This is a genomic window from Streptomyces sp. bgisy159 (genome assembly GCF_965341775.1).
Lineage (GTDB): Bacteria > Actinomycetota > Actinomycetes > Streptomycetales > Streptomycetaceae > Streptomyces.
Window position 1 is genome coordinate 62,610 of record NZ_CBDQZH010000011.1, and the last position, 25,005, is coordinate 87,614.

Below are 25,005 nucleotides of genomic sequence, written 5' to 3' on the forward strand. Positions count from 1 at the left end.
AGCGGGCGATCACGGTCGGTCCGGAGTCAGTCGTCCGCCAGTTCCGCCACGCCCGTGATCCGGTGCAGCGGGTAGGTGCGGACCTCGTCCGCCGTGTGGTCGTACGCCGTCACGAAGCCGCCCTCCACCCGCACCGGGGCGATGACCCGCTGGCTGGCGGCGCCTTCGGCGTTGACGTAGCCGATCCACACCGCCTCGCCGGTGAGGACGGCGGCCTGCATGGTGGCGAGGGTCTCGGCCGAGGAGGTGCGGGGCAGCTCACCGGCCGCGAGCGGGGCGCTGTCGACCGGTTTGCGCGGGGCGGTGGAGGCCACGTCACCGGCGCGGACCGCACGGATCGCGGCGGCGAGGAGGGTGGCGTCGGGGACCGGCGGCCCGTCCGGGACCGGCTCGGGCGCGGTGCGCGGCGGGGTGCGGCGGGCGTCGGACCGGGTGATCAGCACATCGCCCTCGGCGGACTCCGCCGCCGGCGCGAACCCCATCGCCCGCAGCCCCTCCAGCAGCGCGGCCGGGTCCGCCTGGGCGGCCAGCACGGTCGGGGCGAGACGGCGCAGGCGCAGCCCGGCGGCCCGCTTGTCGGCCATGATCTCGTTCAGCAGCGCGTCGTCGTCGCAGCGCACGTACGCGGAGGCCGCGCCGACCCGCAGCCGGCCGTGGCGGCGGGCCACGTCGTCGATCAGGTACGTCAGCGGCTGCGGCACCGGCGTACGGGAGTGCTCGGCCAGGAAGGCGTGCAGGTCGGAGGCGGTGCGCCCGGCGTCCAGGGCGCGCCGCACGGAGGCCGGTGTGAACCGGTACACCGTGGCCCCGCCCTTGGACTCCACGTCGGCGAGCACGTCCAGCGTCTCGGCGAGCGGGCGCCGCAGCGGCCCGGGCGCGACCGCGGTGAGGTCCGCCTGCAGCAGCACGTGGTCCAGCGGCTCGGGCAGCAGCGGCGCCAGCAGCCGGACGGCCGCGGCCGAGGCGGCGGCCCGTGCCACCGGGTCGGCGGGCGCCGGCCGGTGGTGCGCCACCGGCAGTTTGTCCCCGGGGGTGTCCGGGATGTCGTCCTCGGCGCCGGCGGGCGCGTCGGCGTGCGGGTCCGTGGGCTCGGGCGGGTGTCCCAGCAGGGCCCGGCCGTGCCCGGCGAGCGCGCCGCGCCCGGTCACGCCCAGCAGTTCGGCCTCCTGCAGCGTCCACTCGGCGAGCCGGGTCCGCAGGTCGTCGTCGTGCCGCTGCGGGCCGCGCAGCGGGCGCTCCCAGCGCAGCCGGGCGAGGACCGACTCCCGGTCGGGTGCCGTGCCCTCGGGCAGCGCGGCGAGCAGGCCCAGCACCCGGTGGCGTACCTCGGGGGCCGCCGACCGGTCCAGGCCCGGGCCGAGCGCCGACAGCGGGCGCTCCTTGGCGTCCCGGCCGCCGACCAACCCCGGCGTCCGGGTCGCCGCCAGCCAGGTCTCCGCCAGCAGGGCCCACCGCTCGGCGGGCGGACGCTCCAGCCACTCGTCGTAGGCCGGGGTGGCGGCGTACCGCTCGTCGGCCTCGCCGTCGGACGCGAGCAGCCCGGCGCAGTACGCCAGCTCCACCCAGAACGCGGCGAGCGGCTCGGGCAGGTCCAGGGCGACCGCGGTGCGCTTGAGGTCGCGGACGCTGAGACCGCCCGACCGCAGCACCGGGGGCCCGCCCTCGTGCCAGTCCTTCAGCAGTTCCTCGACGGTCGCGGTCGCGGCGTACGCCTGGCCGGCCGCCGTCGCGTCCACGGCCCGGGCGGGGTGGACCGCCGCCGGCGCCACGGCCGGCGGCACCGGCTCCGGCGCGCGGTGCGCCCGCCCGCCGCGCAGGTGCAGCGCCGCCTCCCGGGGCAGTACGACCGTGCCCGGCGTCGTCGGCACCAGCAGCGCCCGGTCCAGCAGCCACCGCAGATGCGCCGCCGGCTCCGCCGTGACCTGCCCGTACGGCGGCCCCCACATCAGCCGGCCGAGCACCTGCCGGGACTCCTCCGGGGCCTCGCCGAGCAGCTCCGCCATCCGCGCGCGGTCGGTGAACAGCCCGGTCAGCGCGGCCACCGCGGACACCGGGTCGTGTGTCGACGGCAGCCCGGCCGCCGCCACCAGCTCCTGGATCCGCCCCGGCGACATGCCCGCCGTGGCCTCCCGCAGGGTGGGGCCGAGCCCGGTCGGCGACGGGTGCTGGGGGCCGGGCGCCAGCAGTTCGCGGGCGGTGCGCACCAGCCGCAGCCGGTCGTCGTCGCCCCACACCAGCGCCTGCTCGCGCAGCCCGGCCAGGGCCCGCGGCAGCGCGGCGGCGACCGCCGGGTCCGGCTCGTCGCCGGCCATCAGGCCGAGCAGTTCGTCGTACGTCGCCGGGTCTCCGGCCACCGCCAGCGCCTCGGCCGTCTGCAGCGCGAACCGGTCCAGCCGCTCCAGGGCCCGTACGACGGACGCCCGCGTGCCCGCGCGGGTGGCGAGCTGGGTGAGGTCGGTGGGCACCGGCGTGATGAGGTCCGGCCGGGCGCGCAGCAGGGCGGCCAGGGAGGCGTCGTCCCTGGCGCGGAGCGCTTCCGCCAGGGAGCGGGGGGCGGCCGTCTGGTGCTCGCTCATCCGGCCACGGTAGCGCCCGGGCGTCGCGGTGGGACCTCTTGTTCCGGCGGCCGCGGTCTCGGTGTGGCCGTCCGTGCCCGCGCGGCGCAGCCGCCGCACCGGCGCCGGCCCCGCCCCTCCGGCCGGGGAACGGGACGTTTCCCAGGTGTCTCCCCGGTGAATTCCGTCCGTACGTTCGCGTCAGAACCGGAACTGCGCCGCCCCCGCTCGTCACCCTGCGCGAGTTCGCCTGCACCTGCGGCCAGCCGCCCGCCGGCTCCCCCGCCGCCTTCCTCACCTACCTCACCGAGCAGGGCGGCCGGGACGTGCTGCGCTCCCACGGCAGCCGGCTCTGTTTCCGAGGTGAGCAACCCCCTGGTCTGCGAGCCGGCCTGACGCACCGTACGCGCGTGCCGCGCACCCCCTGCGCTACCTTCGAGCCACGGGAAATCACCGCATCGCACAGCCCCGGAGGGGACTTCGTGGGGATCGAGAGCGACCAGGTCGTCTACGAGTATCTGAGCCGCGTCGGTGACGTGGCGCAGCAGCGGCAGCTGTCGTCGGCCACGCGCATGCGGCTCGTCAACGAGCTGCGCGACGAGATCGACCGGCGCCGCGCCAAGGCGCCCGCCGACTCGCCCGCCGCCGTCCGCCGCATCATCGCCCGGCTCGGCACCCCCGACGACGTGGTCACCGCCGCCTCCGGCACCGGCACCGGCCCCGCGACCCCGTCGCCGTCGGTCCAGGTGCCGCCGGCCCGTCCGACGCCGGCCGTGCCGGTCCAGCGGGACGGTGCCGAGCGGCCCAAGGGGTTGTGGCGCAAGGTGCCGGGCCCCCGGGCCGCCGATCCGGAGCCGGCCGGCGGGCAGGGCGTTCCCGCGGCGGACGCCCCCGGCCTCGCGGGCCTCGACTGGTGGCGGGACGGGCCGCGCGGACCCGTCACCGCGCTCGACGACGACATTCCCGGGTTCGTCGGGGGCATCGAGATCCCCGAGCTGCTCAGGCCGGTGGTGCCGAGGAAGGAGCCCGAGAAGGCAGAGGACGCGGAGGGGGGCGAGAAGGCCGCGGGTGAGCGGGCCGTCGAAGTCGGGGCCGCGCCGGTCGTGACCGAGGACCCCGGGCCGCGCAGGCGCCGCCTCTCCCTTCCCGCCCGCCGCTGGAGCAACCCCCTGCTCCTCCTCGGCGCCGCCTCCCTCGTCGCCGGCGCCGTGCTCGGCAACGGCTTCGCCCTCCTGCTCGGCTGGGTCATCGCGTACGCCTCCCGGCGGCTCACCGACACGGAGACGAAGATCGCCGTGATGTGGCTGCCGGGGGCCGCGCTGGCCGCCGGTGCGGTGTGGCTGTGGGGACGGCGGGACGGGCGGTGGGGGCAGCCGATCATCGACGGGGGCATGGGCGCGGCGGTGGGGGAGACCTGGCCGTGGGTCCTGCGCGGGGCGGCGATCGCCTCCGCCCTGTTCCTGGTCTGGCGCTCGCAGCGCGGTAAGTAGCTCCCCCGGGGCCCCGCGCCCTCGCGCCACTGGCACCCGCACGCCCGGCGGCTCTCGCGCCAGTGGCACCCGCACGCCCGGCGGCCCGTACGCCGGTGGCCCCCGCGCCGGGTGGCCCGCACGCCCGGGCGGCCCACACCCTGGGGCCTCGCGCCCCCCTTGTCCCCGGCCCCGGCAAAATGGACCCCATGGCCACCGTGACCAGCATCCCCGCGCCCACCGTCGGATTCGATCTCGACATGACCCTGATCGACTCCCGGCCCGGCATCCACGCCGTGTACACGGAGCTGGCGGCGCGGACGGGGACGTTCATCGACGCCGACCTGGTGGTCACCCGGCTCGGTCCGCCGCTGGCCCACGAGCTGGCGTACTGGTTCCCGCCCGAGCGGGTCGACACCATGGTGGCCTTCTACCGGGAGCTGTACCCGGACTACGCCATTCACCGCACCGAGGCGATGCCCGGCGCCGCCGAGGCGATAGCGGCCGTACGGCGGGCGGGCGGCCGCGCGATCGTCGTCACCGCCAAGAACGAGCCGCACGCCGAGCTGCACCTGGCGCACCTCGGCATCGAACCGGACGCCGTCGTCGGCAACCTGTGGGCCGAGCAGAAGGCGCGGGCGCTGCGCGAGCACGGCGCGAGCGTGTACGTCGGCGACCACGTCGGGGACGTACGCGGCGCCCGCGCGGCCGGAGCACTGTCGGTCACCGTGCCGACCGGGCCCTGCCCCGAGGCGGAGCTGCGCGCGGCGGGCGCGGACGTGGTGCTGGACGACCTGACGGAGTTTCCGGCGTGGCTCGCGGACTACCGCGGGGCGGCGGCCCGCGCCTGACGCCGCCCGGCCGCCGCCGAGCGCAGCACACCGGCACCGGCCAGCAGGAACCCGACCCCCATGAGCATGCTCAGGCCGAACATGTAGGTGGGGAACGGCTTCGTGCCGAAGAATAGCGGGGCCACCGTGACGAGGGTGGCCAGGGCTCCGGCGAAGAACACCACGGCACCGGCGCGGATCAGCCGGTCACCGGGCGCGGCGGAATTCGTTTGGGTTTCGTCTCGCACCCGACCAGGGTAGTTCCCAGCGCGAAGGAACAACCGGGAGACGTCTTGTCAGCCGTCCCCCGACCATTAGCCTGGGTACCGGCGGGTCACGGTCGACCCGCCTGGGTTGTTGTTGAGCAGCTTTTCCCCGCAGTTTTCCGACGAGTACGAGGACGAGGACAGACGTGCCTACCGGCAAGGTCAAATGGTTCAACGTTGAGAAGGGCTTCGGCTTTCTCTCCCGTGACGACGGCGGTGACGTCTTCGTCCATTCCTCGGTCCTCCCCGCCGGAGTCGAGGCGCTGAAGCCGGGCCAGCGCGTGGAGTTCGGTGTCGTCGCCGGTCAACGCGGCGACCAGGCCCTGTCGGTGACCGTCCTGGACCCCACGCCCTCGGTGGCGGCGGCGCAGCGCAGGAAGCCGGACGAGCTGGCGTCCATCGTCCAGGACCTGACGACCCTCCTGGAGAACATCACGCCGATGCTGGAGAAGGGCCGCTACCCCGACAAGGCGTCCGGCAAGAAGATCGCCGGCCTGCTGCGCGCGGTCGCCGACCAACTGGACGTCTGAGCCGTCCTGTCCGTGTGAGCCGTCCCGTGCGCGCAGTGCCATGCGAGCCGTGCCGTGCGCGCAGTGCCGTCCGTCACGGGAAGGCCGGCGCGTCACGTCACGGGAAGGCCAGCGCGTCCGGGCCGAGGGGCGGGAGCAGGCCCTCGGCCGCCGCGCGGGTGAGCAGCCCGCGCACGGCGGCGTAGCCGTCCTCGCCCAGGTCGTGGGTGAACGCGTTGACGTACAGGCCGATGTGCTGGTCGGCGACGGCCGGGTCCATCTCCTGGGCGTGCTCCATGACGTAGGGCCGGGACACGGCCGGGTCGTCCCAGGCGGCGCGTACGGAGGCGCGGATCGAGTCGGCGAGCAGCCGCAGCGCCGCCGCGCCCAGCGACCGCCGGGCGATGATCGCGCCCAGCGGGATGGGCAGTCCGGTGGTGCGCTCCCAGTGCTCGCCCATGTCGGCGAGCCGGCACAGCCCGTAGCGCTGGTACGTGAACCGCGCCTCGTGGATGACCAGCCCCGCGTCGACCTTGCCGTCCCGCACGGCCGGCATGATCTCGTGGAACGGCATGACGACGATCTCGCCGACCCCGCCGGGAACGACGTCGGCGGCCCACAGCCGGAACAGCAGGTAGGCCGTCGACCGCTCGCTCGGCACGGCGACGGTACGGCCCGTCAGGTCGGCACCGGCCTCCCGGGTGAGCACCAGCGGCCCGCAGCCCCGGCCGAGGGCGCCGCCGCAGGGCAGCAGGGCGTACTCGTCGAGGACGTACGGCAGCACGGCGTACGACACCTTCAGCACGTCGAACTCGCCGCGCTCCGCCATGCCGTTGGTGAGGTCGATGTCCGCGAACGTCACGTCCAGCGCGGGGGCCCCGGGCACCCGGCCGTGGGCGAGGGCGTCGAAGACGAACGTGTCGTTGGGACAGGGGGAGTACGCGGTCCGCAGGCTCATACGGCTGTCCAACTCTCCAGTGCGGGGGCGAGCTTGTCGAAGGCCGCCGTCAGGGCCGTGAGGGCGTCGCCGATCCGCCAGGCGGCCCGGTCCCGGGGGCCCACGGGGTTGGAGACGGCCCGTACCTCCAGCACCGGCGTGCGGTGCAGCGCGGCCGCCTCCGCGACGCCGAAGCCCTCCATGGCCTCGGCCAGCGCGGACGGGTGGCGGCGGCGCAGCTCTGCGGCCCGGGCGGCGGTGCCGGTGGCGGTGGACACGGTCAGCACGGTGCCCACGGCCGCCCCGGTGGCCCCGGCGGCCTCCCGGACGAGCGGGGCGGGCGGCAGGTGGGTGACGGTTCCGAAACCCAGCTCGGTGACCGGCAGGAAGCCGTCGGGCGACTCGGCGCCCAGATCGGCCGCCGTGATCGCGTCGGCGACGACCAGCGACCCCACGGGCGCGTCCGGCTGGAAACCGCCCCCGATCCCGGCGCTGACGACCAGGCCGTACGGCCGCCCCTCGTGGGCGGCGACGGCGAGCGCCGAGCCGACGGAGGCGGCGGCGAGGGCCGGCCCGACACCGGCGACCAGCAGATCTGCGGCGCCCTCGCGCCCGGCCCGCGCCACCGCGTCCCGCTCGGCGGGGACGGCGGTGGCGATGAGGACCCGGCGCGGACGCGCGGACCCGGTGGCCCGTCCTTCGCTCACGTGTACCGCCGTGACTAGTTGTCCTTCTCCAGCTTGAACGACCACAGGCCGGTCGCCTTCTGGCTGTCGTCCTTGCCGTCGCCGGTGCGGATGGACACCAGCGTGGAGTCGCCCTGCGCGCCGTACTGCTCGTTGAAGAAGACGCTGCCCGGGATGGCCCGGTAGGTCTTGGTGCTCTCGTCGGTCAGCTGCTGGCCGTTCATCAGGATCGTCCAGTGCTTGTCGGCCATCTCGGGGTCGACGCCGAACCGCACGGTCTCGTCGGGGTCGACCTTGATCGACTTGATGTCCTTGTCCTTGAGGCACTCGGTGATCTCGGGGTCGGTGAGCACCTCGCCCTCACCGCCACACGTGGCCTCCTCGCTCACCGAGGAGGTGTCCACGGTGATCGTGGCCATCGGGGTCGGCTTGTCACAGGCCGACAGGACGAGCAGTCCGGCGGAAACGGCGCCGGCGGCGGCGACGGCGCGGCGGCGTCGCACAGCAGCGGATTGCAGGGTCATGGCCGAAGGCTATAGGGCGCGCCGGGTGGTCCCTCTACGCGGGGTGGGGCGTCGCTCAGCGTTACGCCACGCGAGTCGCCACGCGAGCCGCCGCCCCACGACCCACGCCGCCGCCCACGTCATCGCCCACGCCGCCGCCCGTGCCACGGCCCCGAAGCCGCCGCGCGGGTCCCGCCGTACGGGCCAGGCCCACGGTCGTGCCGTACGGGTCAGGGGCGTGCCGTACGGGTCACGCCACGCGGGTGCGCCGTGCCCCGCCGTGCCGGGCCGAGCCGAAGAGCCCCCGTACGGTCGTCACCCAGCCGAGCGCGAGCACGCAGGCGGCCACGGACAGGCCCAGCGTCCCGTTCAGCGGCATCGCGATGCCGACCGCGCCGCCGAACACCCACGACATCTGCAGCAGCGTCTCCGAGCGGGCGAACGCCGACGTGCGCACCAGCTCCGGCACGTCCCGCTGGATCAGCGCGTCCAGCGACAGCTTCGCCAGCGCCTGCGAGAGCCCGGCGACCGCCGCCAGGCACGCCACCAGCCACGCGCTGAAGAAGACGGCCGAGACGACCGCCGCGCTCAGCACCACCGCGACCACCGTCACGATGATCAGCTCCGGCGCCCGGGACCGCAGCCCCGCCCCCACCGCCGTGCCCAGCGCGTTGCCCACGCCCGCCGACACGGCCACCATGCCCAGCGACACGGCCGCGCTCTGCCCGGTCAGCGGATGCTCGCGCAGCAGGAACGCCAGGAAGAAGGTGAGGAAACCGGACAGCCAGCGCAGGGCGGCGTTCGCGCCGAGCGCGTGGGTGACGGCTATGCCCACCGTGCGTAGGCCCGGCCGCTTCACCGGCTTGAGGTGCGGCCCGTGCAGGTGCTCCTCGTCGGCGGCGAGCAGCGCGGTGTCCTCGCCCTTGGCCGAGTCCACCTTGTGGGGCAGGGAGAACGACAGGAACATCCCCGCGACGAAGATCACGAAGGCGCCGTAGAGCGGCCACCGCGGCCCGAGGTACTGGAGCCCGGCTGCGACCGGCGCGGCCATCCCGGTGGCCAGCAGCCCGCCCAGCGTCACCCGCGAGTTGGCCCGCACCAGCGAGAACCCGGGCGGCAGCAGCCGCGGCACCACCGCGCTGCGCACCACGCCGTACGCCTTGGAGGCGACCAGCACGCCCAGCGCGGCCGGATACAGCTCGATGCTGCCGGACACCACCGCCCCCGACAGCACCAGCGCCAGCAGCGCGCGGGCGGCCATCGCCCCGGCCATCGCGGCGCGGCGGCCGTGCGGCAGCTTGTCCAGGAGCGGGCCGATCACCGGGGCCAGCACCGTGAACGGCGCCATCGTGATCGCCAGGTACAGCGCGACACGCCCGCGCGCCTCGTCCGTCGGCACGGAGAAGAACACCGTCGAGGCGAGCGCGACGGTGATCATCACGTCGCCCGCCCCGTTCACCCCGTGCAACTCGATCAGCTTGCCCAGGCCCGACTCGCCCGCGCCGTGCGCGTGCGTCGCCCTGCGGATGCCCCGGGCGGTGCCGGTCACCGGGAAGCGCAGGGCGCGGCCCATCGCACGGACGGTCCCGGCGAACCGGCCGGACTCCGTCCCCCGGTCCCTCCCTCTGGAACCCCGTGCCCCACCGATACCGGTGGCGCCGGGGGGTGTCTTCGCGGCTGCCACCCCGCCATAGTGCCCCGAGAACGCCGTGTGTAGTGCCCGGACGGCCGGTGTGCCCCGGTACTTCTTTTCCGGCACCGCCCGCGACTTCGGTCTCCGGGCGGGTACGAATCCCACGTCGGTGTAGGCCGAGCGCCCGTGACCGGGTAGCGTGCGTATCTCAACCATCCCGCACAATGGATGGCACAGGTGCGCCCGAGCGCGATTCGAAACGCGGACGTCGACGCGGCCCCCAGGTCCGCTCCGTCCGCCGCCCGACCGCCGGCGGCAACGGCACCCGACAGACGGCGTAGGAGAGAAGCGATACCTGTGAGCGCAGCGACAACGCGAAGCCGCACCCCCGACCGCTTGTGCGCCGAGGCCGTCGACCTCGCCCGCGCCGCCGCCGAGGAGGCGGCCGCGCCCGGTGTGGTGGGCCCGCACGTCGGGATGGTGTCCGAGGGCGACCGCGTTGTCACGCACTTCTTCGAGTGTGCCGAGCCCGGGTACCGCGGCTGGCGCTGGGCCGCGACCGTCGCCCGCGCCTCCCGCGCGAAGCTCGTCACGCTGGACGAGGTGGCGCTGCTCCCCGGCCCCGACGCGGTCCTCGCGCCCGAATGGGTGCCCTGGAGCGAGCGGCTGCGCCCGGGCGACATGGGCCCCGGCGACCTCCTGCCCACCGACGCCGAGGACCTGCGTCTGGAGCCCGGCTACACCGGCGAGGACGAGCCCCCGCCGAACGCCGCCGTCTCCGCGGAGATGTCCGACCTCGCGGAGGCGGAGGACGCCGACGTGACCGCCGGCGTTCCGGCCGCCCTCCCCACCACACCCCGCCGCGGCTCCCTCGCCGACGTCGCCGAAGAGCTCGGCATGCGCCGCGCCCGCGTCCTGTCCCGCTACGGCCTGCACACCGCCGCCGACCGCTGGGACGAGGCCTACGGCGCCAAGACCCCCATGGCGCAGGCGGCCCCCGCGTCCTGCCTCAGCTGTGGCTTCCTCGTCCCCATCGGCGGCTCCCTCGGCCAGGCGTTCGGCGTCTGCGCCAACGAGTTCTCCCCGGCCGACGGCCGCGTGGTCTCCCTCACCTACGGCTGCGGCGGCCACTCGGAGGCGGCCGTCATGCCCAAGCCCCCGCAGCCGGCCGCGCCGGTCATCGACGAGACCCGCGTCGACCCCTTCCCCCTGCGCCCGACCCGCGACGCGGGCTCGGTCCCGGACGTGACGGACGAGGCGACGGCGGAGCTGGGGCACTCCTGAGGGCGGGGCGTGCGTCTTACTCTCCGTCGGCGAAGATCTCTTCGGCGGAGCTGACGGTGACGGCGTGGCCGAGCCAGCGGCGTAGCGTTTCAGGGGCGCCGCAGCCCTTGACGCGTTCACGGACGGATTCCGGAATGTCCAGGCCGCGTACCTCCAGGATGTGCAGGATGTCCTCGGCCCGGCCCTCGGCCCGGCCTTCGTCTCGGATCTCTTCGGAGAGCGATGACTTGTAGAAAGACAGGTCCACGGCCACTAGTTTGCTCCAAATCTGTGCGGATGGGTGCTTGCCCAGGCCCTGGGCGATGACCTCGACAATGGGATTGGCAAGATCGTCCGGTGTGTCCTTCAGCGCTTTGGTCATGGCCCTCAGGACGGCCTCGGCGTCCGGATGCGCGGCGTGGGCGATGGAGGCCAGCGTGGCGAGGGCCAGGTCCTTGCGGACTTCCGCCGGGTCGGTGATCACCGGCATGTTGTGCGGCCCGGCGACCAGGGGGCGGAGCGTGAGCGTCGGCCACTGGGGAGGGCCGAAATGAACCTCCTGCTCGGCCCACCGCGCGGTCGCGCGGTCCTGGCAGACGACCAGGAGCAGGGGCTGCAGTTCGTACTTGTTGAGCAGGAACGACGCGTAGTACGCCCAGCTCGCGGGCTTCTTCGGGTCCTTCTTGCTCTGCGCCTCGACGGCCAGCAGCAGGGGCGCCTCGCCCTCCGTCTCCAGCCGCAGCAGGGTGTCCACGCGGCGTTCGAGGGGGCGGCTCTCGGTGAGATCCGTCGGCTCGACGGTGACCGACGTGATGGGCGCGAAGGGGATGCCCAGCACCTCGGAGACCCGGGAGAACAGTTCCGGGTGGTCCTGGAAGACGAGCCGGGGTGGGAGGTCGACCCGGACGATGACTGGGGCATCGCCGTCGTCACCACCGTGGGACGACAGTTGAAGCTGCACCGGGAAGCGGCGGGAATGCGGGCGGGCCGGTTCGCGGAGGTGGTCGGCTACAGCGAGGACATGATTCCCGGGAGGTGCACGCTGGGACCGAGGGCGGTATCGAGGTGTTGAAGTTCGAGATCCAGGCCCAGGCTCTCCCGCCGGCGTACACCGATGCCGGCCCCCGCCTTGCCGTCACCCCTCCGCCTGGACCGACTTCCTGTCGTACGCCGTCAGGGGCTGACCTTCTCCCAGAACGCGGTGAGCGCCTGGGCCGTCTCCGTCGGGCGTTCCACGTTGGGAGAGTGGTCGGCGCCCGCGATGACCGCTCGGTCGGCGGCAAGACGCAAGGCCATGTCGTCCTGCCAACCGACCGGCCAGGCGTAGTCGGTGCTCCCGGAAATCACCAGCTTGGGGAGGGGAACGGCGGCCAGCTCGGCGGTGCGGTCGGGCTCGGTGACGAGCCAGCCGCCGGTCGTCGTCAGCTGTTCCGGCACGGTGCTGAGCCAGCGCCGGTTGAGGAACTCGGCGACTTCCACCGGGAGTTCGATGACCTCCGCCTCACCCTCGGCCTCCTGCATCTGCTCCCACAGCGCCTCCTTCCCGAGCACCGGCAGCCACTCCACGAGCTGTCGGACGCGCTGCTGCTGGGCGGGCTGGAGGGCGGCCGGGCCGGAACTCATGACGGTGAGGGACGCCCAGGGCGGGGGCGCCGGGGCGGCGAGGACGGCCGCGCGGGTGATCAGCCCGCCCATGGAGTGGCCGAGCAGGTGGAGCGGCCCCGGTGACTCCACCGCGATCGCAGCCGACTGCGCCAGTACGTCGAGCGCCAGCTCCGACTGCGCGTACGCCGACGGGTCCGCCGGCCCCGGCGATTCGTGCTGGCCCCGGCCGTCGACGGCGACCACCCGGAACCCCGCCTCGCCCAGCGGCCGGAGCAACGGCAGGAAGTCCTCCTTGCTCCCGATGAACCCCGGCACCATCAGCACGGTGCCCGCCCGCTCCACGCCGTCCGGCGGGACGGAGTCGAGGACCGCGAAGGGGCCGCGCCCGGTCTCCAGACGGCGTACCCGGGTCCGTGGCGGGAGGGCGAGGCTCGGGGGTCGGCTCATGGGACGGAGGGTACGGGAGGCCCGCCGACCCGGCCTGGCAGTCGTATCCGGCCCGGCCGCCGTCCCGGCCCCGCCGCCGCACCCGCCGTCGCGGTCGCCGACACCCCCCTCCCGGCCCCGCCGCCGCCCGCTGCCGTCCACCTCCGCCCCCGCGAGCGGTACCTTCGTCCTCACGTCGACGAGGAGAGTGAACGTGAGCAAGTACGTGCGGCCCGCGGCCGAGGGGGCCGATCCGTTCGGGACGGCTCGACTGCGCCGCGGGGTACTCGACGCCTGGGCCACCAGCCCCGCCCGCTTCCGCGAGGACGCCAACGCCGAGGAGGACCTGGTCCTCGGCGGCTACCGCGACCGCCTCGTCGTCGAGCTCGCGCAGAACGCCGCCGACGCGGCGGCCCGCGCCGGGGTGCCCGGCCGGCTGCGGCTGACGCTGCGCGACAACGTCCTCGTCGCCGCCAACACCGGCGCCCCCCTCGACGCGGCCGGCGTAGAGTCCCTGGCCACGCTGCGGGCCTCCGCCAAGCGGGAGACGAACACCGCCGCGGTCGGCCGGTTCGGCGTCGGCTTCGCCGCCGTCCTCGCCGTCACCGACGAGCCCGCCGTCGTCGGCCGGCACGGCGGCGTGCGCTGGTCCCTCGGCGAGGCCCGCCACCTCGCCACCGACGTCGCCCGGCACAGCCCCGGCCTGGGCGACGAGATCCGCCGGCGCGACGGGCACGTACCCCTGCTGCGCCTGCCGTTCGCCGCCGAGGGCATCGCCCCCGCCCCCTACGACACCGCCGTCATCCTGCCCCTGCGCGACACGGCGGCCGCCGACCTGGCCGAACGGCTCCTCACCGCCGTCGACGACGCCCTGCTGCTCGCCCTGCCCGGCCTGAGCGAGGTCGTCATCGAGGCCGGCGACGCCCCGGCCCGCACCCTGCGCCGGGACACCGAGGGCACCGTCATCGCCGTGTCGGACTCCCGGGACGGGCGGACCACCCGCTGGCGCACCGCCGCCGCACACGGCGCGCTCACCCCCGACCTGCTCGCCGACCGGCCCGTCGAGGAGCGGCTGCGACCGCACTGGTCGGTCACCTGGGCCGTGCCCACCGACGCCGACGGCGCCCCCGTACGGCCCGGCACCGCGCCCGTCGTGCACGCGCCCACCCCCAGCGACGAACCGCTCGGCGTGCCCGCCCTCCTCATCGCCTCCTTCCCCCTCGACTCGACCCGCCGGCACGCCGCCCCCGGCCCGCTGACCGACTTCCTCGTCCAGCGCGCGGCCGACGCCTACGCCGAACTCCTCGCCGACTGGCGCCCGGTGACCCCCGCGATCATCGACCTCGTCCCCGGCCCGCTCGGCAAGGGCGAGCTGGACGGCGCCCTGCGCCAGGCCGTCCTGGAACGGCTGCCCCACACGGCCTTCCTGCCACCCGCCGTCGCATCCTCCGAAGCCGGTACGGAAGCCGGTACGGAAGCCGGGACCCGAGCCGGGACCGAAGCCGGAACCGAGGCCGAGCCCGAACTGCCCGAGCTGCCCGAGGCGCTGCGTCCCCGCGACGCCGAGGTCGTCGAGGGGGCCGGCGCCGACACCGTGCGGGTGCTCGCCGAGGTGCTGCCCACCCTGCTGCCCGCCGGTCTCGAGCGCCGGGCCGAGCTGCGCACCCTCGGCGTCGGCCGGATCCCGCTCGCCGACGCCGTCGACCGGCTCGCGGGGCTGGAGAAGTCCCCCGACTGGTGGTGGCGCCTGTACGACAGCCTCGCCGGGGTCGACCCCGACCGGCTCTCCGGGCTGCCCGTGCCCCTCGCCGGAGGCACCTCCCAGGCTTTCGGCACCGGGGGACGGCGGACCACCATCGGACCCCGCCAGGTCCTCCTTCCCACCCCCGACACCACCGGCATCGATCCGGAGGTCCTGGCCCGTCTCGGCCTGAAGGTCGCGCACGCCGACGCCGCGCACCCGCTGCTGGAGAAGCTCGGCGCGCTGCCCGCGACCCCGCGGGCCGTGCTGACCACCCCGCAGGTGCGGGCCGCCGTCGCCGCCTCGCTCGACGACGACGGCGGCGCCTGGGACGAGGACACCCTCGACGCCGAGGAACTCGCCGACACGGTGCTCGCCCTCGTGCGCGAGGCCGGTCTGGAGCCGGGCGACGAGCCGTGGCTGGGCGCCCTCGCCCTGCCGGACGACGAGGGAGAGCTGGCGCCGGCCGGTGAACTGGTCCTGCCCGGCAGCGCCTTCGCGGCCGTGGTCCGGGAGGACGAACTCGCCGCCGTCGACGCCGAGCTGGCCGCCAAGTGGGGCGAGCAGCCCCTCGCCGCCTGCGGGGTCCTCGCCGGCTTCGCCCTGGTCCGCGCCACCGACGTGGTCCTCGACCCCGACGAACTGGAGCCCCGCGAGGGCGACTTCGCCGAACCCGACGACGCCGGACTGCTCGACGCCGTGGACGTGTGGGCCGAGGACGTCCTCGACCGCTTCCCCGGATCGCCGGTCCCGCCGGTCGCCACCGAGCTGGTCGCCGTCCGCGACCTGGACCTGGTCGACGACGACAAGTGGCCGCAGGCACTCGCCCTGCTGTCCCGGCCGCCCCTGCGCGACGCGCTGGTCCAGCCCGTCCGCGTCCTCCTGCACGACGGCACCCACGAGGTCGTACGGCCCTACACCGCCTGGTGGCTGCGCGGTCACCCGGTGCTCGACGGCCGCCGCCCCGCCGGTCTGCTGGCCGCCGGCGGCGACCCGCTGCTGCGCGGGCTGTACGACGAGGCGGACGCGACCGGGTTCGACGACGAGCAGGTCCTGCGGGCCCTCGGGGTGCGCACCTCGGTGGCCGCCCTCCTCGACGAGCCGGGCGGCGCGGCCGAACTCCTCGACCGCCTCGCCGACCCCGGCCGCACGGTGACCGGCGCCCAGCTGCACGGCCTGTACAGCGCCCTGGCGGAGCTGGACCCCGACCAGGTGACGCTGCCGGACGAGGTGCGGGCCGTGGTCGACGGGCGGGTCGAGGTCGTCGACGCCGCCGACGCGGTGGTCGTGGACTCGCCCGACCTGCTGCCCTTCACCGGGGGCGTTCCGCTGCTGCCCGTCCGGCCCGCCCGGGCCGCCGATCTCGCCGACCTCTTCCAGGTGCGCCGGCTGAGCGAGTCCGTCACCGGCGAGGTCGACTCCGAGGGCACCGAGCACGACGTACCGGAGCCGGTGGCGGTGCTCCTCGGCCCGCGCGCGCCGCGCACCTACGTCGAGCACGAGGAGCTGGTCGTCGACGGTGTCGAGATCGACTGGCGGCTGACCGAGGACGGCGTCCTGCACGCGGCCACGCTGGAGGGCGTGGCGGCCGGGCTGTCCTGGGCGGCCGGGCAGTGGCCGCGCCGGTTCGAGGTGGCGGCTCTGCTGGAGGACCCGTCGCGGACGGCGGAGCTGGCCCGGGACCGCTGGTTCGACTGACGGCCCGCCCCGGCCGTCACTCGGCGCCGGGCTCCAGGAAGTAGTCGTAGGTCTCCGGGTCGAGGGGGATGCCGGTCAGCTGCTGGAGGCGCGCCGCGTGGGCCCGCGTCAGCGGGTACACGTCGACCAGCCGGTCGGCGGGCACCCCCAGCACCGCGCCGAGCGCCTCCGCGCCGACCGCCGTGACGTCGGTGGTCGCGTCGGGAAGGTCCCCGTCCTTGGTGTAGCGGGTGAGCAGGAGGATCACGGCGTCACCTTTCGGGAGGGGGTCCGCGGGCTCGTCCGGACACCGGTCCGGTTCGAACAAGTGTACGGTCCTAGGTGGGGAAGCGGTGGTCGACCCACTTCCACACACCTTCCAGGGCGGCCGCCGCCACCACCGCGATCCCGACCGCGACCCACGGCATCTCCATCCCGACCAGCTTCAGCGCGAAGAAGTCCTGAAGCCACGGCACCACCAGCACCACCAGGAACGCCGCCCCCATCGCGGCGACCAGCAGCACCCGCCACCAGGTGTAGGGCCGGGCGATGATCGCCAGCACCCACAGGGAGATCAGGAACAGGGTCAGCGTGGCGGCGCTGGTCTCCGCGTCGAGCGCCCCGGCCCCCGTGTAGTGGTGCCGCGCCAGCAGGTACGTCGCGAAGGTGGCGGCACCGGCCACCAGCCCGCCCGGGATCGCGTACCGCATCACCCGCCGTACGAAGTGCGGCCGGGCCCGCTCCTTGTTGGGGGCGAGCGCGAGGAAGAAGGCGGGGACGCCGATCGTGAGGGTGGACAGCAGGGTCAGATGGCGCGGCAGGAACGGGTACTGCACCTGCCAGCACACCACCAGCAGCCCCAGCAGCACCGAGTACACCGTCTTGACGAGGAAGAGCGTCGCCACCCGGGTGATGTTGCCGATGACCCGGCGCCCCTCGGCCACCACCGAGGGCAGCGTGGCGAAGCTGTTGTTCAGAAGCACGATCTGGGCCACCGCCCGGGTCGCCTCCGAGCCGGACCCCATGGCGACGCCGATGTCCGCGTCCTTCAGCGCGAGCACGTCGTTGACGCCGTCGCCGGTCATCGCGACGGTGTGCCCGCCGGACTGCAGGGCGCCGACCATGTCCCGCTTCTGCCGCGGGGTGACCCGCCCGAACACGGTCGCGTCGTCCAGCGCCCGCGCCATCTCGGTCCGCTCCCGCGGCAGCCGCCGCGCGTCCACCGCGGTGCCCGCCAGCCCCAGCTTGGCGGCCACCGCCCCCACCGACACCGCGTTGTCGCCGGAGATGACCTTCGCGTGGACGTTCTGCTCGGCGAAGTAGCGCAGGGTGTCGGCGGCGTCGGGCCGCAGCCGCTGCTCCAGCACCACCAGCGCGGCGGGCTCGGCGCCGGAGGCCGGATCGGGGTGGTCCAGGTCCTGGGCGGCGCGGGCCAGCAGCAGCACCCGCAGCCCCTGTTCGTTGAGCCGCTCGGTCTCGGCCAGCGCCGGGGCGTCCGCCCCGAGGAGCACGTCGGGGGCGCCCAGCAGCCAGGTGCTGGTCTCGCCGTCGCCCTCGCTGAAGCGGGCGCCGCTGTACTTGCGCGCGGAGGAGAAGGGCAGCGACTGGGCGCAGCGCCAGTCCTCGGCGTCCGGGTAGGCGTCGATGATCGCCTGGAGGGAGGCGTTGGGCCGGGGGTCGGCCTCGCCGAGCGCGCCCAGCACCCGCCGTACGTACGGCTCCTCGTAGCCGTCGAGCACACGGAGCCCGGCGACGTCCATGCCGCCCTCGGTGAGGGTGCCCGTCTTGTCGAGGCAGACCGTGTCGACGCGGGCCAGGCCCTCGATGGCCGGCAGCTCCTGGACCAGGCACTGCTTGCGGCCGAGCCGGATCACGCCGATCGCGAAGGCGACGGAGGTGAGCAGGACCAGGCCCTCCGGGACCATCGGCACGATGCCGCCGACGGTGCGGGCGACGGACTCCCTGATGTCGTGTTCCTTGACCACCAGCTGGCTGATGACCAGCCCGATCGCGGTCGGGATCATCATCCAGGTGACGTACTTGAGGATGGTGGAGATGCCGGTGCGCAGCTCGGAGTGGACCAGGGTGAAGCGGGAGGCCTCCTCGGCGAGCTGGGCGGCGTAGGCCTCGCGGCCGACCCGGGTGGCGCGGAAGGCGCCGCCGCCGGCCACCACGAAGCTGCCGGACATCAGCGGGTCGCCGGGGTGCTTCACGACCGGGTCGGCCTCGCCGGTGAGCAGCGACTCGTCGATCTCCAGGCCGTCGGCCTCGACGCACACCCCGTCCACGACGATCTTGTCGCCCGGTCCGGTCTCGATCAGGTCGTCGAGCACGATCTGCGAGGTCGCGACCTGGCCGGCGACCCCGTCGCGGCGGACGGTGGGTCTGGCCTCGCCGATCACGGCCAGCGAGTCGAGGGTCTTCTTCGCCCGCCACTCCTGGACGATGCCGATCCCGGTGTTGGCGAGGATCACGAAGCCGAACAGGCCGTCCTGGATGGGCGCCACGGCGAGGGTGATCAGCCACAGCACGCCGATGATCGCGTTGAACCGGGTGAAGACGTTCGCGCGGACGATCTCCCCGAGCGTGCGGGAGCTGCGGACGGGAACGTCGTTGACGTCGCCGCGGGCCACCCGCTCGGCGACCTCGGCCGCGGTGAGCCCGGTCGCCGGGTGCACCGGGAGGGCTGCGGGAGCGGCGTCGGCATGCGTCATGCATTCGACGGTACGTGCGGATCCGGGCCTTCACCCGCCGAAGGCGCGGAAGATCCGACCAGGGGAGGAGGCGGGCGACGCCGGGGTACGCGGGACGCCGTAGGCCCGGTGCTACTCGGCGGTGACGGTCTCCTGGCCGGCCGCCTCCGCCGCCGCGGCCCTGATCGCCGCCTCACGCCGGCGGACGTACCAGATGCCGAACAGGCCCAGTCCGCCGCCGGTGAGGCAGGTCCACAGCCACCAGGTGTGCCCGTGGTCGTCGAACCAGCCGTAGAACGGCAGCTGGACGAGGAAGAGGGCGAACCAGATGATCGTGCCGCCGGTGATGGTGGCGACCACCGGGCCCTCCAGGGGCTCCGGCGCCTCGTGCTTGGGGGATCCCGTCATAAACCCGGCCATGGGCACAGCTTACGAGGTGGTCACGTCTACGCGCGGAGATGGTTGTTCCGGACGTCATATGTTCATACTGAAATCGTTTGCGCCTGTCCGCTTCTCTTCGTAGGAATCACCAAACGATGCCCACCTCGGCCCCCGCCAAGGTCCCAGCCCCAGAACAGCCGGGAGCCAGGCCCCCCTCCGGTGCTTTCGACCGCTACTTCCGCATGTCGGAGCGCGGCAGCACCCTGCCCCGCGAGATCCGGGGCGGTTTCGCCACGTTCTTCGCGATGGCGTACATCATCGTGCTGAACCCGATCATCCTCGGCAGTGCCAAGGACATGTACGGACATCAGCTGGACAACGGCCAGCTGGTCACCGCGACCGCCCTCACCGCCGCCCTGACCACCCTGCTCATGGGGGTCATCGGCAACGTCCCGATCGCGCTGGCCGCCGGCCTCGGCGTGAACTCGGTCGTCGCCCTGCAGCTCGCCCCCCGGATGTCCTGGCCGGACGCCATGGGCATGGTGGTGCTGGCCGGCCTCGTGGTCATGCTGCTGGTCGCCACCGGCCTGCGCGAGCGCGTCATGAACGCGGTGCCGTTCGGGCTGCGCAAGGCGATCAGCATCGGTATCGGCCTGTTCATCATGCTGATCGGTCTGGTCGACGCCGGTTTCGTCTCCCGGATCCCCGACGCGGCGCACACCACGGTCCCGCTCCAGCTCGGCTTCGACGGGCACCTCACCGGCTGGCCGGTCCTGGTGTTCATCCTGGGCGCGCTGCTCACGCTGGTGCTGATCGTGCGCAAGGTCTCCGGCGCGATCCTGATCTCCATCGTCACGATGACCGCCCTCGCGGTCCTCATCGAGGCCGTGGCCGACGTGCCGTCCTGGGGTCTGACCACACCGAAGTGGCCCGGCAACCCGGTCGCCAGCCCCGACTTCGGCCTGATCGGCGACTTCAGCCTGTTCGGCGGCTTCGAGAAGGTCGGTGTGCTCACCGGCGTGCTGTTCGTCTTCACCGTGCTGCTGTCGTGCTTCTTCGACGCGATGGGCACGATCATGGGTGTCAGCGACGAGGCCAAGCTGACCGACGCCCAGGGGCAGATGCCCGGTGTCAGCAGGGTCCTGTTCGTCGACGGCATCGCCGTCGCCGCGGGCGGCGCCAGCTCCTCCTCGGCGACCACGGCCTTCGTGGAGTCCACGGCGGGCGTCGGCGAGGGCGCGCGCACCGGCATCGCGAACATGGTCACCGGCGGTCTCTTCGCCGTCGCCCTCTTCCTGACCCCCGTGGCCACGATGGTCCCGGCGCAGGCGGCCACACCCGCGCTGCTCGCGGTCGGCTTCCTGATCCTGTCCGGCTCGGTCAAGGAGATCGACTGGGCCGACTACACCATCGCCATCCCGGCCTTCGTGACGATGGTCATGATGCCGTTCACCTACTCCATCACCAACGGCATCGGCATGGGCTTCATCACGTTCGCCGTCCTGCGCCTGGCCGCCGGCCGCGGCCGCGAGGTGCCGGTCCCGATGTACGTGGTCTCGGCCGTGTTCGCCTTCTACTACCTGATGCCGGCCCTGGGCCTCACCTGAGCCCCCTTCCGGCCGGAACCGGCCGCGCCTGTACCGCGAGCGGGCGGCTCAGGCGCGGCCGTAGAAGTTCTCGGTCTCCTCGACGGCGGTCTGGAACCGCTCGTCGAAGTCATCACGAATGAGCGTCCGGATGACGTAGTCCTGGACGCTCATTCCTCTTCGGGCGGCGTGTTCCCGGAGTCGTTCCAGCAGGTCGTGGTCTATTCGCAGGCTGAGCACACTGGTCCCCATGGGTACGAGGGTCGCGGCACGGTTCGGGCCGGTGGGTGCCGTTCCGCGCTCGTATCACCCGGATGAGTGACCTTGTGCTTCGATGGCCGGAATCACGGGCATCGGGCGCGCGCAGAGCGATCGACCGGGCGCACCCGGGTGGTCTTTAGTCAGGGTAATGAGTTAAGCTAATGAACATGCCGGACCTGACCCATGGCGACGACGACGCCGCCGTGAACTCACTTCGCTCCGCCGTGATGCGACTGTCCCGTCGGCTCAAGCACCAGCGGGTCGACGAGTCGCTGAGCCCGACCGAGATGTCGGTGCTGGGCACCCTCTCCCTCTGCGGCCGCGCCACCCCCGGCGAGCTGGCCCGCAAGGAGCATGTGCAGCCCCCGTCGATGACCCGCATCGTGGCGCTGCTGGAGGCCAAGGGGCTGGTCCGGCTGGAGCCGCATCCCGAGGACCGCCGCCAGAAGGTGGTCACCAAGACCGAGCAGGCCGAGGTGATGCTCGCCGAGAGCCGCCGCAAACGCAACGCGTTCCTGGCGGGCCTGGTCGAGGGACTCGACGAGGACGAGTGGGCGAAACTGCGCGCCGCCGCCCCCGTACTGGAGAAGCTCGCACACCTGTAAGCCGGCGTCGACAAGGAGGCGAACGCTTTTGAGTACGGGAAACGGAGCACACTCCGCCCCCGCACCTACTCCTCACCCCCACCGCGGGTCCTCGATGTTCTCCTCCCTGAAGGTCAGGAACTACCGCCTGTTCTTCATGGGCCAGGTCGTCTCGAACATCGGCACCTGGATGCAGCGCATCGCCCAGGACTGGCTGGTCCTCAGCCTCACCGGATCCGCCACGGCCGTCGGTGTCACGACGGCACTGCAGTTCCTGCCGATGCTGCTCTTCGGCCTCTACGGCGGCGTCCTCGTCGACCGCCTGCCCAAGCGCCGCGCGCTGCTGTTCACCCAGTCCGCGATGGCCGTCACCGGTACCGCGCTGGCCCTGCTCACCCTCACCGGTCACGTCCAGGTCTGGCACGTCTACGTCGCCGCGTTCGCCGTCGGTCTCGCCACCGTCGTCGACAACCCGGCCCGCCAGTCCTTCGTCTCCGAGATGGTCGGCCCGGACCAGCTGCAGAACGCGGTCAGCCTGAACTCCGCGAACTTCCAGTCCGCCCGGCTCGTCGGGCCCGCCGTCGCCGGCCTGATGATCACCGGCGTGGGCACCGGCTGGGCGTTCCTCTTCAACGGGCTGTCCTTCGTCGCGCCCATCGCCGGCCTGCTGCTGATGCGGACGCGTGAGCTGTACGCCGGCCGGCGCGCCCCGCGCGGCAAGGGCCAGCTCCGGGAGGGGCTGCGGCATGTCGCCGGGCGGCCCGAGCTGCTCTGGCCGATCGTCCTGGTCGGCTTCATCGGCACGTTCGGCTTCAACTTCCCCGTCTACCTGTCGGCCTTCGCCGACGACGTCTTCCACGCCGGCGCCGGCTCCTACAGCCTCTTCAACACCCTGATGGCGGTCGGCTCCCTGGCCGGGGCCCTCCTCGCCGCCCGGCGCGGCACCGCCAAGCTGCGGGTCATGGTCGTCGCGGCCGGCCTCTTCGGCGCCCTGGAGCTGATCGCGGCCACCGCCCCCTCGCTCTGGCTGTTCGCGCTGCTGATGACGCCGCTCGGCATGTTCGGCATGACCATCAACGTCACCGCCAACACCGCCATCCAGATGGCCACCGACCCCGCCATGCGCGGCCGGGTGATGTCCATCTACATGATGGTCTTCCTCGGCGGCTCCCCGGTCGGCGCCCCGATCGCCGGCTGGATCACCGACGCGTACGGCGTCCGGGCCGGCCTCGCCGCGGGCGGCGCGGTCTCCGCCGCCGCCGCGGTCACCATCGCCCTGGTCCTCGCCCGCGTCGGCGGCCTGCGCCTCTCCGTCGGCTGGCACCGCGGCCACCCGACGATCCGCTTCGTACCCAGGAACCGGGAGCCGGAGCCGGAACTGGCCGCGGTGGCGTGAACGGTTCTGGGCCGCCGGTACGACGCCGGCGGCCCCTGTTCCGTCGGTACGACGCCCGGCCCTTGCCCCGCCGGTATGAAGCCGGCGGCCCTTGCCCCGCCGGTACGAGGCCGGCGGTCCCTGTCCTGCCGGTGCGGCCCCTGCCCCGCCGGGTGATGCGGCGGCACTCTCGGAGGGCAGACGGGTCACCCGTGCCCGCTCGGGAAGGAAACCCTCGTGAGACTCTTCGCCGCCGTGCTGCCCCCGCCCGAGGTGGCCGACGAACTCGCCGCCGAGGTGGCGCTGCTGCGCCGGCTGCCCGGCGCGGACGGCCTGCGCTGGACCGGCCGCCCCGGCTGGCACTTCACCCTCGCCTTCTACGGCGAGGTGGCGGACGACGTCGTACCGGAGCTGTCGGCACGGCTGGAGCGGGCCGCGCACCGGGGCGGGCCGTTCGAGCTGGCGCTCAGCGGCGGCGGCCAGTTCGGGCACGGGCGGGTGCTGTGGACCGGGGCGCGCGGGGGGCTGCCGGCCCTGCGGCTGCTGGCCGACCGCAGCGAGGCGGCCGGCCGCAGGGCGGGCGTCGCCATGGGCGAGCACCGGCGCTACCAGGCCCACCTGACGGTGGCCCGCAGCCGGCGCGCGGTGGACGTCCGGCCGCACGTCGACGCCCTGCGCGACTTCACCGGCCGCACCTGGACGGTCGCCGAGCTGACGCTGATGCGCAGCGACCTGCCGGCCTCCGGCGTGGCGGGTGAGCAGCCCCACTACGAGCCGGTCGGCCGCTGGCCGCTCGGCGGAGCCGGTTAGGCTCGACACGTGGACCCTAAGACCCGGAACCGGATCATGGCCGGTGCGCTCGTGCTGCTGTTCGTCGTCGTCGCCCTGGCAGCGGCCCTCGGCAGGTGACGCCGGGGGCGCGGCGGTGACACCGGGCCCGGTCGCGGGCCGGCCGTCGTCACCACCCTGTTGCTCCTTGCCTGGAGCGGGCTCGAAGCAGTTGGCTGGTGGCCCATGAAGTACACGCAGCTCGGACGCACCGGACTCAAGGTCAGCCGACTCGTTCTCGGCACGATGAACTTCGGTCCGCAGACAGACGAACCCACCAGCCACGCCATCATGGACGCCGCCCTCGACGCGGGTGTGAACTTCGTGGACACCGCCAACGTCTACGGATGGGGCGAGAACAAGGGCCGCACCGAGGAGATCATCGGCAGCTGGTTCGCCCAGGGAGGCGGACGGCGCGACCGGACCGTCCTCGCCACCAAGGTGTACGGGAACATGGCGGCCGACGGCGACGTCTGGCCCAACCACGACAAGCTCTCCGCGGTGAACATCCGCCGGTCCGTCGACGCCTCCCTCAAGCGGCTGCGGACCGACCACATCGACCTCTACCAGTTCCACCACATCGACCGGTCGACGCCGTTCGAGGAGATCTGGCAGGCGATCGACGTCCTGGTCCGGCAGGGCAAGATCCTCTACGCCGGCTCGTCCAACTTCCCCGGCTACAAGATCGCCCAGGCCAACGAGACCGCCGCCCGCCACGGCCACCTGGGCCTGGTCAGCGAGCAGTGCCTGTACAACCTCGCCGAGCGCCGCGCCGAGATGGAGGTCGTCCCGGCCGCGCGGGACTACGGACTCGGCGTCATCCCCTGGTCCCCGCTGCACGGGGGGCTGCTCGGCGGCGTCCTCAAGAAGGAGGCCGCCGAGGGACGCCGGGCGAGCGGCCGGGCCGCCGACGCGCTCAAGGACACCACGACGCGCGAACGGATCCAGGCCTACGAGGACCTCCTCGACAAGCACGGCCTGGAACCCGGTGAGACGGCGCTCGCCTGGCTGCTGACCCGCCCCGGCGTCACCGGCCCGATCGTCGGCCCCCGCACCCCGCAGCAGCTGGACTCGGCGCTGCGCGCGCTGGAACTGGAGCTGAGCGAGGAACTGCTGACCTCCCTGGACGAGATCTTCCCCGGCCCCGGACCGACTCCCGAAGCCTTCGCCTGGTGAGGCAGCGGGGCCGGGTGAGGC

22 protein-coding genes and 1 pseudogene are annotated in these 25,005 nt (G+C 73.9%); 11 read left to right on the forward strand and 12 right to left on the reverse strand.

Annotation, left to right across the window (positions count from 1 at the left end; translation table 11 throughout):
* Positions 1–26: 26 nt before the first annotated feature.
* Positions 27–2,576, reverse strand: a complete 2,550-nt coding sequence (locus tag ACSLTV_RS13610; protein WP_435612199.1) for a helicase-associated domain-containing protein — start codon at positions 2,574–2,576, stop codon at positions 27–29.
* 461 nt (positions 2,577–3,037) lie between these two features.
* Here ACSLTV_RS13610 and ACSLTV_RS13615 point away from each other — a divergent pair, with 461 nt between their 5' ends.
* The gene (locus ACSLTV_RS13615; RefSeq protein ID WP_435612200.1) at positions 3,038–4,045 is read left to right on the forward strand and encodes a hypothetical protein; all 1,008 of its coding nucleotides are present in this window, start codon (positions 3,038–3,040) and stop codon (positions 4,043–4,045) included.
* A gap of 188 nt (positions 4,046–4,233) precedes the next feature.
* Complete coding sequence (locus ACSLTV_RS13620; RefSeq protein WP_432137312.1) at positions 4,234–4,875, forward strand: HAD family hydrolase; 642 nt, start codon at positions 4,234–4,236, stop codon at positions 4,873–4,875.
* Here ACSLTV_RS13620 and ACSLTV_RS13625 read toward each other — a convergent pair.
* On the reverse strand, positions 4,848–5,102 hold the full coding sequence (locus ACSLTV_RS13625; RefSeq protein ID WP_432137313.1) for a hypothetical protein: 255 nt from the start codon (positions 5,100–5,102) through the stop codon (positions 4,848–4,850). The genes ACSLTV_RS13620 and ACSLTV_RS13625 overlap by 28 nt on opposite strands.
* A gap of 164 nt (positions 5,103–5,266) precedes the next feature.
* Here ACSLTV_RS13625 and ACSLTV_RS13630 point away from each other — a divergent pair, with 164 nt between their 5' ends.
* Positions 5,267–5,650 (forward strand): cold-shock protein, encoded by a 384-nt coding sequence (locus ACSLTV_RS13630; RefSeq protein WP_432137314.1) that lies wholly within the window; start codon positions 5,267–5,269, stop codon positions 5,648–5,650.
* A gap of 97 nt (positions 5,651–5,747) precedes the next feature.
* Here ACSLTV_RS13630 and ACSLTV_RS13635 read toward each other — a convergent pair whose 3' ends face one another.
* The 4 genes from ACSLTV_RS13635 to ACSLTV_RS13650 form a co-directional block, all read right to left on the reverse strand.
* Positions 5,748–6,587 (reverse strand): 1,4-dihydroxy-6-naphthoate synthase, encoded by an 840-nt coding sequence (locus tag ACSLTV_RS13635; RefSeq protein WP_432137315.1) that lies wholly within the window; start codon positions 6,585–6,587, stop codon positions 5,748–5,750.
* Positions 6,584–7,273, reverse strand: a complete 690-nt coding sequence (locus tag ACSLTV_RS13640) for a futalosine hydrolase (protein ID WP_435612201.1) — start codon at positions 7,271–7,273, stop codon at positions 6,584–6,586. Before ACSLTV_RS13640 ends, ACSLTV_RS13635 begins: the two co-directional genes overlap by 4 nt.
* 14 nt (positions 7,274–7,287) lie before the next feature.
* Complete coding sequence (locus ACSLTV_RS13645; RefSeq protein WP_432137412.1) at positions 7,288–7,755, reverse strand: DUF2771 domain-containing protein; 468 nt, start codon at positions 7,753–7,755, stop codon at positions 7,288–7,290.
* Positions 7,756–8,005: 250 nt separating this feature from the next.
* The gene (locus ACSLTV_RS13650; RefSeq protein WP_432157545.1) at positions 8,006–9,439 is read right to left on the reverse strand and encodes an MFS transporter; all 1,434 of its coding nucleotides are present in this window, start codon (positions 9,437–9,439) and stop codon (positions 8,006–8,008) included.
* Between the two features lie 306 nt (positions 9,440–9,745).
* On the opposite strand from ACSLTV_RS13650, the gene ACSLTV_RS13655 reads away from it, so the two are divergent.
* Entirely contained in the window at positions 9,746–10,672 is a 927-nt protein-coding gene (locus ACSLTV_RS13655; RefSeq protein ID WP_432137318.1) for a DUF3027 domain-containing protein, read from the forward strand.
* A 16-nt stretch (positions 10,673–10,688) separates the two neighbouring features.
* On the opposite strand, the gene ACSLTV_RS13660 is transcribed toward ACSLTV_RS13655, so the two are convergent.
* Complete coding sequence (locus tag ACSLTV_RS13660; protein ID WP_432137413.1) at positions 10,689–11,561, reverse strand: hypothetical protein; 873 nt, start codon at positions 11,559–11,561, stop codon at positions 10,689–10,691.
* On the opposite strand from ACSLTV_RS13660, the pseudogene ACSLTV_RS13665 reads away from it, so the two are divergent.
* Positions 11,517–11,678: pseudogene (locus ACSLTV_RS13665) on the forward strand (helix-turn-helix domain-containing protein); the annotation flags it as partial. The gene ACSLTV_RS13660 and the pseudogene ACSLTV_RS13665 sit on opposite strands and share 45 nt — an antisense overlap.
* A 146-nt stretch (positions 11,679–11,824) precedes the next feature.
* On the opposite strand, the gene ACSLTV_RS13670 reads toward ACSLTV_RS13665, so the two are convergent.
* Positions 11,825–12,703, reverse strand: a complete 879-nt coding sequence (locus tag ACSLTV_RS13670; RefSeq protein ID WP_432137319.1) for an alpha/beta fold hydrolase — start codon at positions 12,701–12,703, stop codon at positions 11,825–11,827.
* A gap of 193 nt (positions 12,704–12,896) precedes the next feature.
* Here ACSLTV_RS13670 and ACSLTV_RS13675 point away from each other — a divergent pair, with 193 nt between their 5' ends.
* Positions 12,897–16,121: a sacsin N-terminal ATP-binding-like domain-containing protein gene (locus ACSLTV_RS13675; RefSeq protein WP_435612202.1), complete on the forward strand. Its 3,225-nt coding sequence runs from the start codon at positions 12,897–12,899 to the stop codon at positions 16,119–16,121.
* Positions 16,122–16,137: 16 nt separating this feature from the next.
* Here ACSLTV_RS13675 and ACSLTV_RS13680 read toward each other — a convergent pair whose 3' ends face one another.
* The 3 genes from ACSLTV_RS13680 to ACSLTV_RS13690 form a co-directional block, all read right to left on the reverse strand.
* Positions 16,138–16,368: a DUF7683 domain-containing protein gene (locus tag ACSLTV_RS13680; protein WP_432137321.1), complete on the reverse strand. Its 231-nt coding sequence runs from the start codon at positions 16,366–16,368 to the stop codon at positions 16,138–16,140.
* A gap of 70 nt (positions 16,369–16,438) precedes the next feature.
* Entirely contained in the window at positions 16,439–18,814 is a 2,376-nt protein-coding gene (locus ACSLTV_RS13685) for an HAD-IC family P-type ATPase (RefSeq protein WP_432137322.1), read from the reverse strand.
* A gap of 111 nt (positions 18,815–18,925) precedes the next feature.
* On the reverse strand, positions 18,926–19,213 hold the full coding sequence (locus ACSLTV_RS13690; RefSeq protein ID WP_432137323.1) for a DUF2530 domain-containing protein: 288 nt from the start codon (positions 19,211–19,213) through the stop codon (positions 18,926–18,928).
* Positions 19,214–19,329: 116 nt separating this feature from the next.
* On the opposite strand from ACSLTV_RS13690, the gene ACSLTV_RS13695 reads away from it, so the two are divergent.
* Positions 19,330–20,781, forward strand: a complete 1,452-nt coding sequence (locus ACSLTV_RS13695; protein WP_435612203.1) for an NCS2 family permease — start codon at positions 19,330–19,332, stop codon at positions 20,779–20,781.
* Between the two features lie 48 nt (positions 20,782–20,829).
* Here ACSLTV_RS13695 and ACSLTV_RS13700 read toward each other — a convergent pair whose 3' ends face one another.
* Positions 20,830–21,012: a ribbon-helix-helix protein, CopG family gene (locus ACSLTV_RS13700; RefSeq protein ID WP_432137325.1), complete on the reverse strand. Its 183-nt coding sequence runs from the start codon at positions 21,010–21,012 to the stop codon at positions 20,830–20,832.
* A gap of 176 nt (positions 21,013–21,188) precedes the next feature.
* On the opposite strand from ACSLTV_RS13700, the gene ACSLTV_RS13705 reads away from it, so the two are divergent.
* The 4 genes from ACSLTV_RS13705 (at position 21,189) to ACSLTV_RS13720 (ending at position 24,984) form a co-directional block, all read left to right on the forward strand.
* Positions 21,189–21,626 (forward strand): MarR family winged helix-turn-helix transcriptional regulator, encoded by a 438-nt coding sequence (locus ACSLTV_RS13705; protein WP_432137326.1) that lies wholly within the window; start codon positions 21,189–21,191, stop codon positions 21,624–21,626.
* Between the two features lie 28 nt (positions 21,627–21,654).
* Positions 21,655–23,001 (forward strand): MFS transporter, encoded by a 1,347-nt coding sequence (locus ACSLTV_RS13710; RefSeq protein ID WP_435612204.1) that lies wholly within the window; start codon positions 21,655–21,657, stop codon positions 22,999–23,001.
* A 216-nt stretch (positions 23,002–23,217) separates the two neighbouring features.
* The gene (thpR, locus tag ACSLTV_RS13715; RefSeq protein ID WP_435612205.1) at positions 23,218–23,790 is read left to right on the forward strand and encodes an RNA 2',3'-cyclic phosphodiesterase; all 573 of its coding nucleotides are present in this window, start codon (positions 23,218–23,220) and stop codon (positions 23,788–23,790) included.
* 204 nt (positions 23,791–23,994) lie between these two features.
* Positions 23,995–24,984: an aldo/keto reductase gene (locus ACSLTV_RS13720; protein WP_432137329.1), complete on the forward strand. Its 990-nt coding sequence runs from the start codon at positions 23,995–23,997 to the stop codon at positions 24,982–24,984.
* Positions 24,985–25,005 lie beyond the last annotated feature (21 nt).

What these genes read in the sequence shown, in the direction of transcription:
- ACSLTV_RS13610 (WP_435612199.1), bottom strand. Translation starts at nt 2,576, where the DNA reads ATGAGCGAGCACCAGACGGCCGCCCCCCGCTCCCTGGCGGAAGCGCTC.
- ACSLTV_RS13620 (WP_432137312.1), top strand. Translation starts at nt 4,234, where the DNA reads ATGGCCACCGTGACCAGCATCCCCGCGCCCACCGTCGGATTCGATCTC.
- ACSLTV_RS13635 (WP_432137315.1), bottom strand. Translation starts at nt 6,587, where the DNA reads ATGAGCCTGCGGACCGCGTACTCCCCCTGTCCCAACGACACGTTCGTC.
- ACSLTV_RS13670 (WP_432137319.1), bottom strand. Translation starts at nt 12,703, where the DNA reads ATGAGCCGACCCCCGAGCCTCGCCCTCCCGCCACGGACCCGGGTACGC.
- ACSLTV_RS13685 (WP_432137322.1), bottom strand. Translation starts at nt 18,814, where the DNA reads ATGACGCATGCCGACGCCGCTCCCGCAGCCCTCCCGGTGCACCCGGCG.
- ACSLTV_RS13690 (WP_432137323.1), bottom strand. Translation starts at nt 19,213, where the DNA reads ATGGCCGGGTTTATGACGGGATCCCCCAAGCACGAGGCGCCGGAGCCC.
- ACSLTV_RS13695 (WP_435612203.1), top strand. Translation starts at nt 19,330, where the DNA reads ATGCCCACCTCGGCCCCCGCCAAGGTCCCAGCCCCAGAACAGCCGGGA.
- ACSLTV_RS13700 (WP_432137325.1), bottom strand. Translation starts at nt 21,012, where the DNA reads ATGGGGACCAGTGTGCTCAGCCTGCGAATAGACCACGACCTGCTGGAA.
- ACSLTV_RS13705 (WP_432137326.1), top strand. Translation starts at nt 21,189, where the DNA reads ATGCCGGACCTGACCCATGGCGACGACGACGCCGCCGTGAACTCACTT.
- ACSLTV_RS13720 (WP_432137329.1), top strand. Translation starts at nt 23,995, where the DNA reads ATGAAGTACACGCAGCTCGGACGCACCGGACTCAAGGTCAGCCGACTC.